The sequence below is a fragment of the Moorena sp. SIO3A2 genome (assembly GCF_010672265.1).
Classification (GTDB): domain Bacteria; phylum Cyanobacteriota; class Cyanobacteriia; order Cyanobacteriales; family Coleofasciculaceae; genus Moorena; species Moorena producens.
Map to the genome: position 1 here is coordinate 1 of NZ_JAAHHC010000027.1, position 17,238 is coordinate 17,238.

Consider the following 17,238-nt stretch of genomic DNA (forward strand, 5'->3'; position numbering starts at 1 on the left):
CTTGCTTATTTAGCCTATTACCTACAGTACCACAAGAATTGTTGTTTATGTGAGGGGGTGAGCTTACCCCATGGATGAATCGTAGGGGCTTGCGCTCACCCCCTCACACTCCCCGATTTCCGGTCAAGTCCGGAATCTAGGCTAAAGCCTTGGCCTAAACGAACCAAGTCCACCTAAGTGGACTCAAGTTTCTTTCTAGCCTACGGCTACTAACAATGGTGCAAGATATCAGTTAAACCGACTTCAGAAATTTTGGGAGTTTCCGGTTAGCACACCTCATTTGCTGGAATTTCATGGTTGATTTTATAAAAAGTACGAAATAGACCAAAAAAATTACAATTAGCAGGTTTTGTATAAAAATCACTCACTAGTTAAGTTTTACAAGCTCTAGCTATTTAATTAATCTAAGATTGTAGAATATAAGGAAAACGTACTATTTCAGATTCAGAGGTGAGGTAAAGTTATGCCCCGTGGTGGTTATCGAGAAAATAGTGGTCGCAAGCCGAAGTGGAATCTGGGTCAAACGAAAGCAGTAAGGATTCCGGTAGTGATCGCAGATATAATTCTGGAAGTGGCTAAACGACTGGATGACGGGGAGAGTAAAGAGTCGGTGATTATTCCTAAATCAGAAACGACTAAACTCTCTCAATTGACTGAAGAAATAGAGACATCAAAAGCAGACTCAAAAGACTAATTCATGGGGTCTTAATTCAGAACTGAAATACCTATAATTTCCCTCGACAGTAGCTGAGTTGGAAGGCAGGCGATCGCTTACCCTACCGAAGCGCACCAATCCCTCAGTTTTTAGTCTGGCAACTTGTACTGTTCTACAATCCGCTTGGCATACTCTGGCACATGTGCCTCTAACTTTTGTGGATGATTGCGCTTTAAATATAAATAGTTGCGGGTGAAGTGGGAGTCAATGGAAAAACGAGCATACTCCAATCCTTTCGGACCAATTTTTTCTATCACCACTCCCATCATTTTTGCTGCCCACATCGGTAAGGTAACTCCCTTGTCATAGGCAGGAATACTCTGTTGCACTGCCTGTTTGCGATCGCCTTTTGACATGACTGGTTGAGTTTCCAACTGGTCTTGCACCAAATCCAACATTTCTTGCCCAATGTCATTACGAACCAGAATCCACTGCCAACCAAAGGGAGCTCCCATGTAACCTACCACTAAATCCGCTAGGGAGTTTACATAATCAAAGCAACTCATACAAGAGGAGGCAAACACATCTTTGAGTTGATTAGTCTTTAAGCCAAAGAAGGGTACTTTCTCAATCGAGCCATCCTCATGTTTAAAGTGAATCCGAAAATCCTGCATAAACTCGTAATGTACCACCGTTTCTGGTGAACGGCTGGTGGTTTCCAGAAATTTTTGCAACCCCTCACGGTTGACATTATCGACACAGGGCGTACCTAAAACATAGAGTTTTTCTAAACCGAGTTCGTTTTGCACTGATCGCAATGCTTGGATTTGGCAGCCAACACCAATTACTAATAATCGCTTCATCCCTGATTGTTCCACTTGCTCTAACACAGAGAGGTTAGGAGACAAGGTAGGCTTATTCACCCGTGCTGCTAACACCTCCTCTGGGGTACGAGCAATGATCGGCATCGGCTGAAAGCGGTCTTCTTCAGTGTTTTGGACACAGACTACACCTTCAACTTTACCCTGCTTGAGCATTTCCATAGCAATGGTACTGACAATTCCTGTCCACTGCGCCCCTTCTATCGGCTTAATCTTCTTAGCCGTGAGCATCTTCTGGTTAACACCAAAGTACCAATCATCTGGATGATCTAGATTGCGACTACGTCCATGGGCTTTTGTTTCCAAGTCAGCTATTTGCTGGTTTAAGAATGCACAAGCTTCCTTGACATAATGGATATAGTATGTATCACAAAGTCCACACTCGCTACACAGTTCCTTGGCAGGGCGTCGGCTACTTGGTTTTAAGGCTCTCGCTTTTTTATGTTTGGCAGGTTGAGGTGTCACTGAAGTCATTTTCTTAACTAATGGTCTATTGTCTCACGATGGTGAGCATTCAGCTGTCAGCTAATGCGCTACAGATGGTGCTACTTGAGGTGCTATCAGCCCTCAGCTTTAATTTGGATCTTGGTTATCGATTCCAACACAATAGACAGCAGTGTTAATGCGTTCGCTTAGCGGCTCAATACTTAGCATCGCATATCTCGATTGCCAACACTGATCGGATTGTCTCTTAATTTTCTCTTATTTGGTACATTTTTACTAAAGCAAGTCATGCGTTCGCGTAGCGTGGCCGTAGGCCAATCCCATGAAGGGGATATAATTAGACCCTCAGCTCAATCAAAGTACCACCGTAGGGGCGCAGGGCGTGCGCCCACCCACCAAGGGAAAAGAAAACCAGAAAAACCCTCCTTTTAGTTACCAAATTCTGCCACCTGAGATTCAGACAGACCTGTTAGATTGGCCACCTGCTCCACCGTCATCCCTTGCTCTAACAAGCTCTGCGCCACCTGCTGCAACTGAGACTCCGCTTGATCAGCCCTTTGTTGTTCTTGATCGGCTCTTTGTTGTTCTTGATCGGCTCTTTGTTGTTCTTGTTCAGCTCTTTGCCGTTCTTGTTCAGCTCTTTGTTGTTCTTGTTCAGCTCTTTGTTGTTCTTGATCGGCTCTTTGTTGTTCTTGATCGGCTCTTTGTTGTTCTTGCTCAGCTTTTTCCTCAGAAGTGGGCAGTAACTCCCCATCTAAATTTGCCCAGCGTAACCAAGTTGCTTCGATGCCGTTATAATCACCATGCCAACGCACCAAGCTCAAACCTAATGCTTCAGATACCAGTTGGTTTTGCTCATTAGGTTCTATCGGTTGGTAAACTCTATTTTGGAGATGAAATCCAGCCCAATCATCTGGATTGAAAGGATCAAACCAGAAATACTCTGGCACACGCATCTGATTTTGATAAATCTGCTTTTTCTCGTTTTTGTCACGCTCAGCAGTGCTTGCCGACAAAAGTTCGATAATCACGTCAGGAGCCTTTTCCTCCTCCCAAATCACCCAGCTTCGACGCTCTCCCTTGGGTACATCTAGAGCAACAAAGAAATCTGGTCCTTTATAGTCCTTATTTTTGAGTTGGGCAACGCTGTAGTAAACAAACATATTACCACCGACATAGCCATCCGACCTATTATCTAGCCAAGGCGATAGGGTATAAATGAGCAGATCCATTTGGGCTTTGTGCCGTGCGGTTTCCATTGGTATATCATCGTCACAGGGAAGGTCGGCCTGAGTGGGTGGCGCTGCCACTGCCATTGACTCTATAGTTTTAGAGAGTGTAAGCTCTGACATGGCTCTCCAAAGGTGTTAGTTTACCAAGTTTTGACACTTCTATGTTAATGGGTGCTGCTTCAACGCAAATGGGATCATATTTTGCAGGCTCTGGTTTTGGCGGACGGAAACTCTCCTAGATACCTAGGGAAATCACCCCCATCCCCTGGTCAGTTAATGCTTCTTTACAAAGAAGCCGAACTTTAGCTTTGATTGGGTCACTATCCGGCAACTATAAAGCATTCATCCCCTTCTTTGCTGCTGTCTTCAATGCTGCTTTTACCTCCTCAAAAGGCAGGGATTGCCCTAACACCTTCTGATCACTTTGCATTCAGGGGAAAGCACTGATGTATTCACAATTAAAGGTGAGGTAGCCAGAGTCCTCACCAATTTAGATAAACGAGAGATAGTCATTATTGTAACCAAATCGGGAATCGCTCACTGGATCTTCCCAAGGGGCTATCACGTCCTAGGTAAATCCTTTGGGTAACACCAAATCATCCACCACCGTGTAGTTATAGTAGTTTGCTTGTAGCTTAAGTAGACTCCCGACTCCTGACTCCTGACTGCTGAAGCGTTTGACCCACAGGCTTCAGCTTGTCCGGTATTAGCTGTAGAGGCTGAGTGCTGATCACTGTTCGCGTAGCGTGCGCCTAGGGCATTAGCTGAGTGCTCAATGTATAGATGGCTGCGTTCGCGTAGCGTAGCCCTTCGGGCTAATCGCTACTTCCTCAAACCTAGACCCATCAGGCTGTTTGACTTTTTCAATGTCACCTTCGGTATCTTAAAAGTAACGAAGAACTCTATCACTGTTTGCTGGACTTGACCAATAGTGGAGCTAGAGAGTAATTAATTATACAAAGTCGGACTATGTCTTCTGGTATTCACCAATCACCAGCTTAGTGATTAGTAATTATTGCTTTGTGGCCAGTAACAAGTTTTCTGGTATTCACCAATCACCAGCTTAGTGATTAGTAATTAATAATTAGTGATTAGTGCTTTGTGGCCAGTAACAAGTTTTCTGGTATTCACCCATGACTAATTACTAATCAATAAAAAACCGCCGCTAGCAATAATAGGGCGGCATGGTTAAGCAATCGGAGGGTAACTCTAGGTTACTTGGTTAATCTAGGATCCTGTTGTAGCAAATTTTACCAAATACCCCTGATTGTCTAGCTTTTACCATAAGCATTAATTGGCTCTTTGATAAGCCGGATATATAAATGCTTAAAGGTAGACCTAATTACTCGAGGCATACCAAAATCAATCGGTTTCATAGTATCAGGTAGTTTCCAATCCCTCACTTGGATTTCTAGAGGTCGATGGTAAGGAAAGTCAATCTCTGCTAAGTCTGGCAACAACCCTAGCCGTTTTTGAGCTGCCAGGGTAGGAACCAGGGCTGGCTCAACATTGAGAATTTCCACTATTGAGCGATCGAGAGCAAAGACATCCTCTGATGCTCCTAAGATCCCCAAATGTCTCGGTTCACCACCAATCGGACCATTCCCTTCCTGACCAATAATGCCATCAATGATAGTCAACTCCGGATTAATCGCCCGTGCTGTTTCCACCAGCATTTCCCCAAAGCGCGTCTCATCCTTACCCGCTTCCATATGCCACCAGGCTTTCATTTTTCCCGGAACACAGCCGAATAAATTCTTGACCCCCATGGTCAAGGTCAACTGCATGTGGGATTTTACCTTCGGTAGGTTAATCACCACATCGGCATTCATGGCCTCTTTAGACAAACGCAGATGATTAAAGGTTGCGCTAGCAGTTTCATAACCCTTGCCGTGGAATTCCACCATAGGGATATCAAGTTCTGTCATCATTGGCAGATAGCCATTCGCCTTAGCCACACCCCTAGCACTCCCAAAGGCTGGGCTATCTCCGAAAAAGGGTTTACCCCCAGCTTCTTTGACTAGTTGAGCCACGCAGTAAACAATTTCAGGGCGAGTGATACATTCTTTACCAGGACGACCAGCAGTAAGTAAATTAGGTTTAAGCAGAACCGAATTACCTTTCTTAACAAAAGCACTCATCCCTCCCAAAGGTTCTAGCAGCCTTTCCAAGGAAGCTCGTAAGAGTTGTGGATTATAGGAATCAGCATGAATTAAACTAACAGTTGGCATAATTTAAGAGTTTTGATGTCAGGGGAAAATGATGAATTGTGTATTGTTATACCAATTTTCTGTAAAAGATGTAAACTTATAGTAAACTTGGGGATTGGAAATTTTTCAGCTTGTTTCCCGCCTCCAACAGATAAGTGACATTTTTCAAGAAAATCTGGTATTATTCCTGGAGGAAGTTGCCTATAGTAACAATTGTCTGTTGTAGTCTGAAAATCTTTTACTCTAGGGTGGCAGATTCTTCGATACACACGTAGAATAAGAATACATAGTGCATCTACTGAGTCTTAAATGTATCTACAGCTTGTCAGTTGCGTCTGCGGTCTTGTATCTAGGTTGAGCCTTAAATAATCACTCTAGGTCATGTTTAGGTTGAAAGCGTTATTCAATCGTTTCAGGGTGTATCAGTGAACGCATTTGTCCTATTCCAGGGTTTTAAGGACAGTACCTTGATACAGTAGTGCACTTACCAAACTTTTAAAGGATGTGGATTTTAACAAAATGTTTCTAATTCTCTAACTTACCTAATCCTGAAGTGTTTACTCTCCTTAGGAAGAATGGTTCCTTGTGTCATTCGTTGAATGCCGGGAAGTGTATCTAATCTTTAACCAATAAACGTTTCCGTTGCCGAATTTAAGGCTAGTTTTCAGGAAGATCGGAATTTTCTGTTGAAGCTAAAAATACCTATATCACTGGAGAATACCGATGCTCTCTTGACTGAAACCCTATCTATGGCACGGGTTAATCGCCACTTAAGGCAAAAAAATTTCACATTCAGCCTACGTTGCCAGATTTTACCTGGTTAAAACGTTTTGTACCAAGCAGGCTGAACAGAATAACATAATCAGTCAAACGAGGTGAACACACATGATTAATGTACAGGCTCCTGATTCCATCCTATTTCCACAACCAGGCGTCGGCAAGGTAGAACGTACCATTACCCCGACCAAGCCTGGGCGAGTCAAATTTAAAGCCACATACTGGCCCGCCCGGTTATGTGATCATGATTCCCAAGTTACCCTTGTGCCTGATGAGCAAGTGACTGTGGTGGGCCGACACGGGATTACGTTGCTGGTGGTTCCTGCAGGCTATATTTCCCCTGGCAATTCACCAGAGGATGAACCGGGGGTTCAAGAAGCTAGTCAATCCCAGAGCTTGGGATTGACTCAAAAACTGAGCTCAGTCTTTTCACAACTGTGGCGCTAGAGTTTAATAACCGTAAGCTTATGCGCTACGCGCACGCTGCGCGAACAGCTATCAGCAGTCAGCTTACGTGCTACTGGAAAAGCTTCCCTTTCTCGAAACAGTTAATGTTCTCCTAGCCAGGATAAATCAAGAAAGTTCAGACGTTATATATGTTACATATAACGTCTGAATTTGGGATTTTTTTTTCTGGCCAAGCTTGCATCTAAAGCTTGCATCTTATTTCATGTTCGGATAATCACCATTAATCAAAATCTCCTCATCTCCCCATCTCCATCTCCATTTGTAGTCTTAATTTTAAGAATTGGTATAAGTCGGTCGGTTCTCTTGGACTCATCTAACCAAAGACAAATCACAATTGAAGCTTAGTCAATCCATCGCATCTGGACAAAATGGGCTGGACGTCCCCAGATATCAGATGTTTCCCTAATGTCTACAATCGCCAGGTTAAAAGGAATGGCAGTAGTTAAGTATCGTTGCGCTAAGTTCCCCAAATCAGGTGTTAGTTGAGTAGCAGCCACCCCTGCAAAGCCAAGACCCAACAGTTGTTCAATCGGTCCTCGCGGCAGTAACAGATGAACTGCCAACCCTAGTCCAGCACCTAAAAACACTGCTACTGAGAGATTCGTGCCGCAGCGGGGGTGGATAGCCATATTCCATTCTCCCCTAGTCAGTCGCTCTAGGGCAGTGGGTACTGCTCGTCTCAACTCAGCCAAATTTACCTGACCATAGAGATAAAATCCTTGGTCAGTTGATAGTCCTCCTATCGCATTATTATCTGATGGAGGAGTGCTAGGGGTTGCACCAGCACCACTAGCACCATAGCGCTGACTTAGAACCCAGACAGTAGCGTGTTCTAGAGCATGAACCTGACGCACCATGAGAATGTCTTTTAACCCTGGAACGAAATTCAGCTGCCTAAGCAAATCTGTATCCTGTGTCGGTTGAGGGGCTGTAAAATCAAAGTCCCAAAAGTTACTGGTGTTTACGGAAGCAGAATTACTCATGGCAGCAACAACGCAAAAGCAGGTTCATTAATATCAGACACTTTCACTGTAGCATTGTGTCCGATTGAATACTTATCATTCCTAAACATTCAGCTGACTGCTTAAGAATGATAGCTGACTGCTTATAAAACTTGATCATTCTTAGTTGTTCGTCAATTAACCATTAAAAATTAAATAACAATTAACCATTAACAATAAATATAGCTCCTCGCTGTTCTAGCTCAGGTTGAATTTTATCAGGCAAAACTGCGTTGTACCAAAATTTAGCACCTTGGACATTGGCTTTCTGAAGATTACTACCAAATAGGTTAGTACCCATCAAATTTGTCTGACTCAAGTCAGCATTAGTCAGATCGACGTGACGCAGTTGAGCATAACTGAGTTCACTACCACTGAGGTCTCCATAACTCAACTGAGCATGACTTAATTGAGCATAGCTAAGGTTAGTCTTCCTTAAGCTGGCATAATTCAGAGAAGCACCACGCAGGTGAGCCTGAGTAAGGTTAGCACTATCTAAGTTTACGTGATTGAGATTGCTATGGTTTAGCTTGGCTTGACAGAGGTTGGCTTGACACAGCTTAGGGTTATTCAGGTTAGCTTGCGTCAATTTGGCACCCCTGAGGTTGGCATGATTGAGCTTAGTATGGCGTAAGTCACCTCGATTAAGGTTAGCACCACTAAGGTTGACCCCACTGAGTTTGGCATTTTGCAAACTAGCACCACTAAGGTTGGCATCGCTCAAATCAGCATGTTGTAAGTCAGCATGAACCAGATTAGTCTCGTTCAAACTGGCATTGCTGAGATTTGCTTGCTGTAAATTAGTACGACGTAAATCAGCACCCCTTAGGTTGGTACTACTCAAATCAGCACTATTCAGGTCAGCTGTGATTAACTTGACACCACTAAGATTAGCAGCGCTTAAGTTAGCCCCACTGAGTTTAGCAAGGCTTAAGTCAGCCTGACTTAAATTGGCACCACTAAGATTAGCACCACGCAGGTCAGCAGCCCTTAATTTCGTATTACGTAAATCGGCACCACTAAGATTAGTACCACGCAGGTCAGACCCTTTTAATTGTGGAAATACTCTATAGCTATCCGAAGAAATAACCCTCGGATTATCTGGCTGATCATCTGATCCGATTTTAATTAGATTATATTCAATATTTTGAGTGTAAATCCCTAGAACAATATTGAAAAATTCCCAAAAATTTATCAACCACTAACACTATTGCTCTGGAGAGTTTTCGTAATAGCAAATTATTTGAGCAATACAAACGTCTAGATGTGCTTTGACGTACTTACAAATTAAAACAATTTTGAGCAAAATACTAACAATAGTGAGCGCGTCTTATTGAGTTGTTAGTAAAATAAATAGAGGAGATGGTTCCTGACTATCTTCAGTCGTAAAAAGCTCCACTAATCTTCTGAAGGTGCGCAGAATTAAGTCGAGGGTTATAGTTGATTGGTTATAGTCAATGTAGAGTTGATCGATTTTTTGATAAATTTTACTATTTACTATGGCTAAGGATTTATGATTATGTACGTAAATTAATAAATATTTTTTCAGACTTTGCTTAAAGTCTCTATAATTTAAATTTTTAATTTGCTTGACAAAAATACGGGCTTGGTAATTGTAATTACACCATAGCTGTTTAGATTAATTTTTTAAAAAAATATCAATAACTTCGTTTCCTATATTTGTCGGATTATAAGTGTCTTCATGTTTTAAGATAGGGGAATTATAGTGAACTGTATACCTAGCTATATCAAATGTAAATTGGTATTTTAATTGATTGGCTATATCTATAGCAATTTTTCGCTGTTCTATGGGATTTTTATGCTCAAGATATTGAGGAACTAATAAATAAGACGCATAGTGAAAACTCCAATAACCTCTTTTAGCATTTGAATTGATTTCATTAAAAAGCTTTAGTTGATTATATAGAGAATTGAATTTGAACAGCAAGTTGAGACAAACAAGCGACTCCTGAAAAACGTAAAATTGAGAGCAATGACTTTAGCCAATGAGGAATGTAATTTGCCCGGGTGGTCATTACTAGCTATAACCATCTCTGAGAGTACTGTGGAAGTTAATGTAAATTGTGCCCAAGACTGCATCAACGGTTCTATCTTAGGTGACAAATGCCCCAATAAACAATACCTTGCTGAGGCATCCCAGTTCATTAACGGTACTTCATTGGACAAAATGTTAGAGTTGGCAGCGGTGCGACCCCGCGCTTTTTCAAAGCGCTAGGGAACGCGCACCGTGAGGAAGCACGGCTCAAGAAACTATCTCAACCCCCTAAATGGGTGATTACCGACTTTCCTGAGTAGAAAACTCTCACCCCTAAGCCAAAAGCGCCTGATTCTATGGGAACCTAAGAGAATAAATACAAAAACCTACTATTTTCGCTAAGCCAAAGCAACTAACAGGTTATGCAAACTCTAAGCACACCTCAAAGGGCTGCTACATTACCAGCTTTCGATACTACTATCCACCGCCGTCAAACCCGCCCTGTCAGAGTGGCTAATGTCACTATTGGCGGGGGATACCCGGTGGTGGTGCAATCGATGATTAATGAAGATACCTTAGATATCAATGGTTCCGTTGCTGCTATTCGCCGCTTGCACGAGATTGGTTGCGAGATTGTCCGTGTCACTGTTCCGAGTATGGCACATGCTAAAGCCCTAGCCGAAATCAAAGAGAAACTAGCAGCGACCTATCAATCGGTGCCTCTAGTAGCTGATGTCCATCACAATGGCATGAAAATTGCTCTGGAAGTTGCCAAGCATGTGGATAAGGTGCGGATTAATCCAGGATTGTATGTCTTTGAAAAGCCCAAAGCCAATCGCAGTGAATACACTGAAGCTGAATTTGAGGAAATTGGGGAAAAAATTCGGGAAACCCTAGAACCTCTAGTCATTTCCCTCCGTGACCAAGGGAAAGCTATGCGCATCGGAGTCAATCACGGTTCCCTAGCGGAACGGATGCTGTTTACCTACGGTGATACCCCAGAAGGGATGGTGGAATCTGCTCTGGAATTTATTCGTATCTGTGAATCCCTAGATTTCCGCAATTTGGTGATCTCCCTCAAGGCTTCACGGGTACCTGTGATGCTAGCCGCCTATCGCTTAATGGTACGGCGGATGAATCAGTTGGGGATGGATTACCCTTTGCATTTAGGTGTTACTGAAGCCGGGGATGGGGAATATGGACGGATTAAGTCTACGGCTGGTATTGCTACTCTGCTAGCTGAGGGAATTGGTGATACGATTCGTGTCTCCCTTACGGAAGCCCCAGAAAAAGAGATTCCTGTTTGCTACAGTATTCTGCAAGCTCTGGGATTGCGGAAAACTATGGTGGAGTATGTGGCTTGTCCGTCCTGTGGTCGTACTCTATTTAATTTAGAGGAAGTTCTGCATAAGGTGCGGGAAGCTACTAAACACCTCACTGGCTTAGATATTGCTGTGATGGGGTGTATTGTTAATGGCCCTGGGGAAATGGCTGATGCTGACTATGGTTATGTGGGTAAGCAAGCAGGCTATATTGCTCTGTATCGCGGTAAGGAGGAAATTAAAAGGGTACCTGAAGATAAAGGAGTACAGGAATTGATTAATTTAATTAAAGCTGATGGTCGCTGGGTGGATCCTTGATAATTGTTGAATAGAAACTATAAAAAACTATACTTATCACGTAAGCATTCAGCTATCAGCTATCAGCTATCAGCTATCAGCTATCAGCTATCAGCTATCAGCTATCAGCGAACAGCGATTAGCGCTACGCGCACGCTACTTGAGGTGCCAAAGGCCTGTGGCCAAGGTACTGTTCGCGCAGGGTGCGCGTAGTGCAATCGCTGCTTTTGAATACAGCGTTTTTCATAACTATAAGGTGAACAGGATTTTTGCCCACTTCCAACTTCCGTCTTCCGTCTTCTCTGTTGCCTGTTCCTGTGATCCGCTGTTCCCTAAAACCCATGAATCTGTACCTAACTCCATGGAAAACCGCTATAAAATAAGCTGACGGCTGACCGCTGAGGGCACCTCAAGTAGCGTGCGCGTAGCGCATATGCTTACCGATCGCTTATATGAAAATTGGCTTGAGGATTAATCAGCTGATAATCAACAATCACCTCAGTCCCTTTTCCCGTAACAACCCATCAGCCCAAGCTGCATCGCCTTCTGATAACAGGGGTACTGGTTCGCGAGTATAATCAATAACAAAGCTATACCCTGAGCGGTCATACACTCCATTAAATAACTCTTGTAAATTGACAAGGGGTTCAGTATCTTCTGCTTGCAAAGGGAGTGGAAAAGTAGGAATCGAATCTGGCAAATTAAAGGCATATAAATCAGCTTGAGGGCGGCGATGATTTTGACTGACCAGAACTCGATAATGGGTCTGAATGCCATTACTTAAGGTAGGCATAGGTTCCCACTGCCGCAATAAATCAATTTCCACTAAATGGGTTGAACTTCCTAATATAGTTTGACGCTTTCTTTCATACTGATTGCGTCCTTCTCCTGAGCGTTTATTGGTCGGGGAAAGAACTTCAAGCGCTGTCACCAGGTTACTTGTGGCGATCTCCCGTATCTCTAAATGTCCTTGTCTTGATGCAGTCGCTCATGGGGGAAACCCCCAAGACCGCGCTGCATCGCTGCCTAACTTTTTCAGGAATTGGTAAAATAACTTTTGTTGGCTGACTTGGCGCTGAGGCAACAGTAACATTGGTTTGTGTGGGATTGGTTTGTGTGGGATTGGCTGTTGTCTGAGTTAGTTTTACTGCTGCATCGGGAATGCCAACTAGGACTGAATCTGTTCCTATAGTTTGATAGATTCGCTCTTCAATCAGAACTTGATATTTGGGAAGCAGTTGGGGAGCCAAAAAGTCGGCAATTGCAGTAATTAGTCGATGATGAACATTCGGCCAAGCGCTGGGATGCTCTACATAGGGATCCATTCCTGGAAAAGGAGAAGGAGGCATGATTGTCTTTCCCCAATGCTTTATTGGATAATTATAGCGCTTCTCGCCTTAATATCAATTAAAAATTGACAATTAGCAATTAACCTCCTCATCACTCGATCAGCTGATCATGGATTTACGTAGTTTTAGAATTACTTGACTAATGCCCGTTGGAGCAATGGCGAGAATCATGCATCTGACTCATCACCTAACTCTTTGAGTCTAGCTAGCAATTCCTCTACCCGCTTTTCTGCCAATTCTCTTTGTTGCCGTTCAACTTGAGCTTGTTGTTGAGCAGCTTGAGCTCTCTCGTCTGGTGTTGGTACCAATTGCTGATCTCCACTGAAAAACCGTAGCTGGGAATTATGCACACCTAAAAATAATTCCAACTGCTGACTCCACAGCCACCCCTGAGTATTAGGGTCGAGGGGTTGATACTGGCCTCCCATCAGGCGAAATCCCTGGAAATCGAGGGTATCGGGGTGAAACCAGAAATATTCTGGTGTTCTGAAAGTATCTTGGTAGAGGATTTTCTTTAATCCCTTGTCAACTTTAGCTGTACTGTTAGAGAGCAGTTCAATAATCACATTGGGATATTTTCCTTGTTCTGCCCATAATACCCAACTTTTGCGGGGTCGATTTTCCGTACCGAGTACCACAAAAAAGTCGGGTCCTCTAAAGTCTCTGGTGGTAATATGTTCAGGACTGAAATAGATAGTGAGATTCCCAGTAGCATAGAAGTCGCTTCGTTCTCGCCACCACCACTTCAGGCAAGCAAGTAACAGCTCAATTTGATCTCGATGGCGATCGCTTTCCAAGGGCGGTTCATCACTCCATAAATCACATGGTGGAATGATAATACTTTCTGACTCAGCCATTACATTGACTTCCGCAGTGGCTTCTGAATTCTTGGCAACGGTCATAGCACTCACAGGCAAAATCGCTACCTCTAGTTTGACAGCTTTAATCAAAATGGTTAACTTAACCGTTGACTGTCAACCGTCAACTGTAAACTGTAAACAAATCGGGGCTCTTGATGTGTTAAAGCTGGATAAAAAGCTAGATGCTTTGTAAAAGCTGGATAAATAACTAGGGAATAATTTGGCAAGCAAGCATATAATAGTCAGGATCTAATAACTTTCATCTCACCACAGAGCAACCACTATGCCCCGCCGCGACGATATTCACAAAATCTTGCTCCTCGGTTCTGGTCCGATTGTGATTGGACAAGCCTGTGAGTTTGACTATTCCGGGACTCAGGCTTGTAAGGCACTCCGGGAAGAAGGCTATGAAGTGGTACTGGTAAACTCTAATCCAGCTAGTATCATGACTGACCCAGAAACGGCTGACCGTACCTACATCGAGCCCCTAACCCCAGAAATCGTCGAGAAGGTGATCGAAAAAGAACAACCATGTGCTTTACTGCCAACCATGGGGGGTCAGACGGCTCTGAATATTGCGGTTGACCTAGCGAAGAATGGGGTTTTGGAAAAGCATGGAGTGGAGCTAATTGGGGCAAAGCTAGAGGCGATAGAAAAGGCTGAAGACCGCCTGTTGTTCAAGGAAGCAATGGAAAGGATTGGGGTAGGGGTCTGTCCTTCGGGAATTGCGAATAATCTCAAAGAGGCTAAAGCGATCGCACAAAAAATCGGCTCTTACCCGCTGATTATTCGCCCGGCTTTTACCCTGGGGGGTAGTGGTGGTGGCATTGCCTATAACAAAGAAGAATACGAAACAATGGCTCAGGGGGGTTTGGATGCTTCGCCAGTGTCTCAAATCCTGGTGGAACAGTCTTTGTTGGGCTGGAAGGAGTATGAGTTAGAGGTCATGCGAGATTTGGCAGATAATGTAGTAATTATCTGCTCCATTGAAAATGTTGACCCGATGGGGATTCATACTGGGGATTCGATTACTGTTGCTCCCGCTCAAACCCTGACGGATAAGGAATACCAACGGTTGCGGGATTACTCGATTAAAATTATTCGGGAGATTGGGGTTGAAACCGGGGGGTCAAATATTCAGTTTGCTGTGAATCCCATCAATGGCCAGGTCATTGTAATTGAGATGAATCCTCGGGTTTCCCGCAGTTCTGCCCTAGCCTCGAAAGCAACAGGGTTCCCGATTGCTAAGTTTGCTGCTAAATTAGCCGTGGGATATACCCTCGATGAAATTCCCAACGATATTACTAAACAAACTCCTGCTTCCTTTGAACCAACTATTGACTATGTGGTAACTAAGGTACCCCGCTTTGCCTTTGAGAAGTTTCCCGGTAGTAAACCAATCCTTACTACTCAAATGAAGTCAGTGGGAGAAGCAATGGCGATTGGACGGACGTTTCTAGAATCGTTTCAGAAAGCGTTGCGCTCCCTGGAAACTGGACGGTTCGGGTGGGGATGCGATCGCAAAGAGAAGCTGCCATCTCTCGAACAAGTGCGCTATGGTTTACGAACCCCGAATCCAGAACGTATCTTCACGGTGGGTCATGGTTTGATGCTAGGGATGACCCGAGAAGAAGTACAGGAACTCACAGGAATTGACCCCTGGTTTTTGGATAAGTTGCTGGAATTGCTGGAAACGTCAAAATTCCTCAAACGTACCCCATTGGAAACCTTGAACAAAGAACAGTTATGGGCAGTCAAACGTCAGGGATTTAGCGATCGCCAAATTGCCTTTGCTACCAAGACCTCGGAAGATCAGGTGCGTGAATACCGTAAGCATCTAGGAGTAGTACCAGCATATAAGCTAGTAGATACCTGTGCAGCAGAGTTTGAGGCATTTACACCTTATTATTACTCCACTTATGAAGAAGAGTCGGAAGTGATGCCTTCGGATCGGCGGAAGGTGATGATTTTAGGTGGGGGACCAAACCGGATTGGTCAGGGAATTGAGTTTGACTATTGCTGTTGTCATGCATCTTATGCTCTGAGTAAGCAGGGGTTTGAGACAATTATGGTCAACTCCAACCCAGAGACAGTTTCTACAGATTATGATACAAGCGATCGCTTATATTTTGAGCCCCTGACCAAAGAGGATGTACTCAATATTATTGAGGCAGAAAATCCGGAAGGGATTATTGTTCAATTTGGGGGACAGACACCGCTTAAGTTAGCAGTGCCGTTGCAAGAAGCCTTGAAGGTTGAAAGTTCTTCAGATAACGGGCAACTTGGTAACCAACAAGCGGTAACCAAAATTTGGGGAACTTCTCCCGACTCAATCGACGTAGCTGAGGATCGGGAGCGGTTTGAGAAGATTTTGCGGAAGTTAGATATTAAGCAGCCACCCAATGGAATTGCTCGCAGTTATGGGGAAGCACTAGAAGTGGCGAAGCGGATTAGTTATCCAGTGGTGGTGCGTCCGTCTTATGTGTTGGGGGGACGGGCTATGGAAATTGTCTATTCCGATGAGGATTTGAAACGCTACATGAAGTTTGCGGTGCAGGTGGAACCAGAGCATCCGATTCTGATTGATAAGTTTTTAGAGAATGCAGTAGAGGTAGATGTGGATGCGATCGCAGATCATACTGGTCGGGTAGTGATTGGTGGCATCATGGAACACATCGAACAGGCAGGGATTCACTCCGGGGACTCCGCTTGTTCTTTACCCCACACCTCTCTAACACCCGTTGCTTTGGAAACTATGCGCACTTGGACTTACCAGCTGGCCAAAGCTTTGAAGGTGGTGGGGTTGATGAATATTCAATTTGCGGTGCAGGGGGAAACCGTTTACATTCTCGAAGCCAATCCCAGAGCATCCCGAACAATTCCCTATGTTTCCAAGGCAACAGGGGTACCCCTGGCGGGGTTAGCATCTCGGGTTATGTCCGGTGAGACCTTGGAATCCCTTGGGTTGACTGAAGAAGCTAGCCCTAAGCACATTGCAGTCAAAGAAGCGGTATTGCCCTTTGAGAAATTTCCTGGTACAGACACCCTCCTCGGACCAGAAATGCGTTCTACTGGGGAAGTAATGGGGATTGACACAGATTTTGGTAAGGCATTTGCTAAAGCAGAATTAGCAGCTGGTCAGCGTTTACCCCTGTCTGGCACAGTATTCGTTTCTACCAATCACCGAGACAAGCAAAATGTAGTACCAGTGGCGAAAGACTTTATCGAGTTGGGATTCGAGCTGGTGGCAACCGATGGGACTCGCAAGGTGCTGCAAGAGCATGGACTGGATGTAGAGTTGGTGTTAAAACTCCATGAAGGACGTCCCCATGTCTTGGATTGGATTAAGAATCAAAAGATTCAGCTAATTATTAATACCCCTTCTGGAGAAGATGCCTATGCCGATGGGCTGTTAATTCGTCGAACAGCATTAGGCTATAAGATTCCGATTGTAACTACAATTGCTAGTGCTAAAGCCACAGCAGCCGCAATTCGTTCACTACAGTCGCAACCACTGGGAGTAAAAGCTCTACAGGACTATATCACGAATTAGGTTTTGTGTAAGCTATCAGCTATTAGCTTAAGCGCTACGCGCACGCTACGCGAACAGCTATCAGCTTAAGCGCTACGCGCACGCTACGCGAACAGCTATCAGCTTAAGCGCTACGCGCACGCTACGCGAACAGCTTACGGTTTTGCTCTCATAGGAGGTAGTGGTATACAAGTAGTGATTTTAGCTTCCGTTA

The 17,238-nt window shown here is 44.1% G+C and carries 13 protein-coding genes and 2 pseudogenes; 6 read left to right on the forward strand and 9 right to left on the reverse strand.

The features are described 5' to 3' along the window. The first annotated feature begins 463 nt into the window (after positions 1 to 463). Complete coding sequence (locus F6K64_RS24960) at positions 464 to 694, forward strand: hypothetical protein (RefSeq protein WP_008187955.1); 231 nt, start codon at positions 464 to 466, stop codon at positions 692 to 694. A gap of 110 nt (positions 695 to 804) precedes the next feature. Here the strand turns inward: F6K64_RS24960 and F6K64_RS24965 are convergent, their stop codons facing one another. From F6K64_RS24965 to F6K64_RS24975, 3 genes are all read right to left on the reverse strand, one after another. Further along, positions 805 to 2,010, reverse strand: a complete 1,206-nt coding sequence (locus F6K64_RS24965) for a Coenzyme F420 hydrogenase/dehydrogenase, beta subunit C-terminal domain (RefSeq protein WP_008187956.1) — start codon at positions 2,008 to 2,010, stop codon at positions 805 to 807. Positions 2,011 to 2,408: 398 nt separating this feature from the next. Continuing rightward, positions 2,409 to 3,332 carry a Uma2 family endonuclease gene (locus F6K64_RS24970; RefSeq protein ID WP_287266653.1) on the reverse strand — a complete coding sequence of 308 codons (924 nt, stop codon included), beginning with the start codon at positions 3,330 to 3,332 and terminating at the stop codon, positions 2,409 to 2,411. Between the two features lie 1,151 nt (positions 3,333 to 4,483). Then, positions 4,484 to 5,443, reverse strand: a complete 960-nt coding sequence (locus F6K64_RS24975) for an Npun_F2552 family protein (protein ID WP_287266654.1) — start codon at positions 5,441 to 5,443, stop codon at positions 4,484 to 4,486. Positions 5,444 to 6,307: 864 nt separating this feature from the next. Here F6K64_RS24975 and F6K64_RS24980 point away from each other — a divergent pair. Beyond that, entirely contained in the window at positions 6,308 to 6,646 is a 339-nt protein-coding gene (locus F6K64_RS24980; RefSeq protein ID WP_287249597.1) for an NfeD family protein, read from the forward strand. 362 nt (positions 6,647 to 7,008) lie between these two features. Here the strand turns inward: F6K64_RS24980 and F6K64_RS24985 are convergent, their stop codons facing one another. From F6K64_RS24985 to F6K64_RS39085, 3 genes and pseudogenes are all read right to left on the reverse strand, one after another. Beyond that, positions 7,009 to 7,650 (reverse strand): DUF6391 domain-containing protein, encoded by a 642-nt coding sequence (locus F6K64_RS24985; protein ID WP_008187961.1) that lies wholly within the window; start codon positions 7,648 to 7,650, stop codon positions 7,009 to 7,011. 181 nt (positions 7,651 to 7,831) lie between these two features. Next, on the reverse strand, positions 7,832 to 8,866 hold the full coding sequence (locus F6K64_RS24990; protein ID WP_287266656.1) for a pentapeptide repeat-containing protein: 1,035 nt from the start codon (positions 8,864 to 8,866) through the stop codon (positions 7,832 to 7,834). A gap of 9 nt (positions 8,867 to 8,875) precedes the next feature. After that, positions 8,876 to 9,286, reverse strand: a pseudogene (locus F6K64_RS39085) (Sll1247 family protein); the annotation flags it as partial. 447 nt (positions 9,287 to 9,733) lie between these two features. On the opposite strand from F6K64_RS39085, the pseudogene F6K64_RS24995 reads away from it, so the two are divergent. The 3 genes and pseudogenes from F6K64_RS24995 (at position 9,734) to F6K64_RS25005 (ending at position 11,496) form a co-directional block, all read left to right on the forward strand. Continuing rightward, a pseudogene (locus F6K64_RS24995) lies at positions 9,734 to 9,984 on the forward strand (hypothetical protein). A gap of 102 nt (positions 9,985 to 10,086) precedes the next feature. Beyond that, positions 10,087 to 11,304 carry a (E)-4-hydroxy-3-methylbut-2-enyl-diphosphate synthase gene (ispG, locus tag F6K64_RS25000; protein ID WP_287266659.1) on the forward strand — a complete coding sequence of 406 codons (1,218 nt, stop codon included), beginning with the start codon at positions 10,087 to 10,089 and terminating at the stop codon, positions 11,302 to 11,304. 6 nt (positions 11,305 to 11,310) lie between these two features. Further along, positions 11,311 to 11,496 (forward strand): hypothetical protein, encoded by a 186-nt coding sequence (locus F6K64_RS25005; RefSeq protein WP_287266660.1) that lies wholly within the window; start codon positions 11,311 to 11,313, stop codon positions 11,494 to 11,496. 280 nt (positions 11,497 to 11,776) lie between these two features. On the opposite strand, the gene F6K64_RS38390 is transcribed toward F6K64_RS25005, so the two are convergent. From F6K64_RS38390 to F6K64_RS25015, 3 genes are all read right to left on the reverse strand, one after another. Beyond that, on the reverse strand, positions 11,777 to 12,214 hold the full coding sequence (locus F6K64_RS38390; RefSeq protein WP_353814872.1) for a DUF4058 family protein: 438 nt from the start codon (positions 12,212 to 12,214) through the stop codon (positions 11,777 to 11,779). A gap of 4 nt (positions 12,215 to 12,218) precedes the next feature. Continuing rightward, entirely contained in the window at positions 12,219 to 12,632 is a 414-nt protein-coding gene (locus tag F6K64_RS38395) for a DUF4058 family protein (RefSeq protein ID WP_353814875.1), read from the reverse strand. A gap of 167 nt (positions 12,633 to 12,799) precedes the next feature. Continuing rightward, a complete protein-coding gene (locus F6K64_RS25015; protein ID WP_287266705.1) occupies positions 12,800 to 13,534 on the reverse strand; it encodes a Uma2 family endonuclease in 735 nt (244 codons plus the stop codon). A 241-nt stretch (positions 13,535 to 13,775) separates the two neighbouring features. Between F6K64_RS25015 and carB the strand changes: the two genes are divergently transcribed. Further along, positions 13,776 to 17,045, forward strand: coding sequence for a carbamoyl-phosphate synthase large subunit (gene carB / locus F6K64_RS25020; protein WP_287266662.1), 3,270 nt, complete (start codon positions 13,776 to 13,778; stop codon positions 17,043 to 17,045). The last annotated feature ends 193 nt before the right edge of the window (positions 17,046 to 17,238 follow it).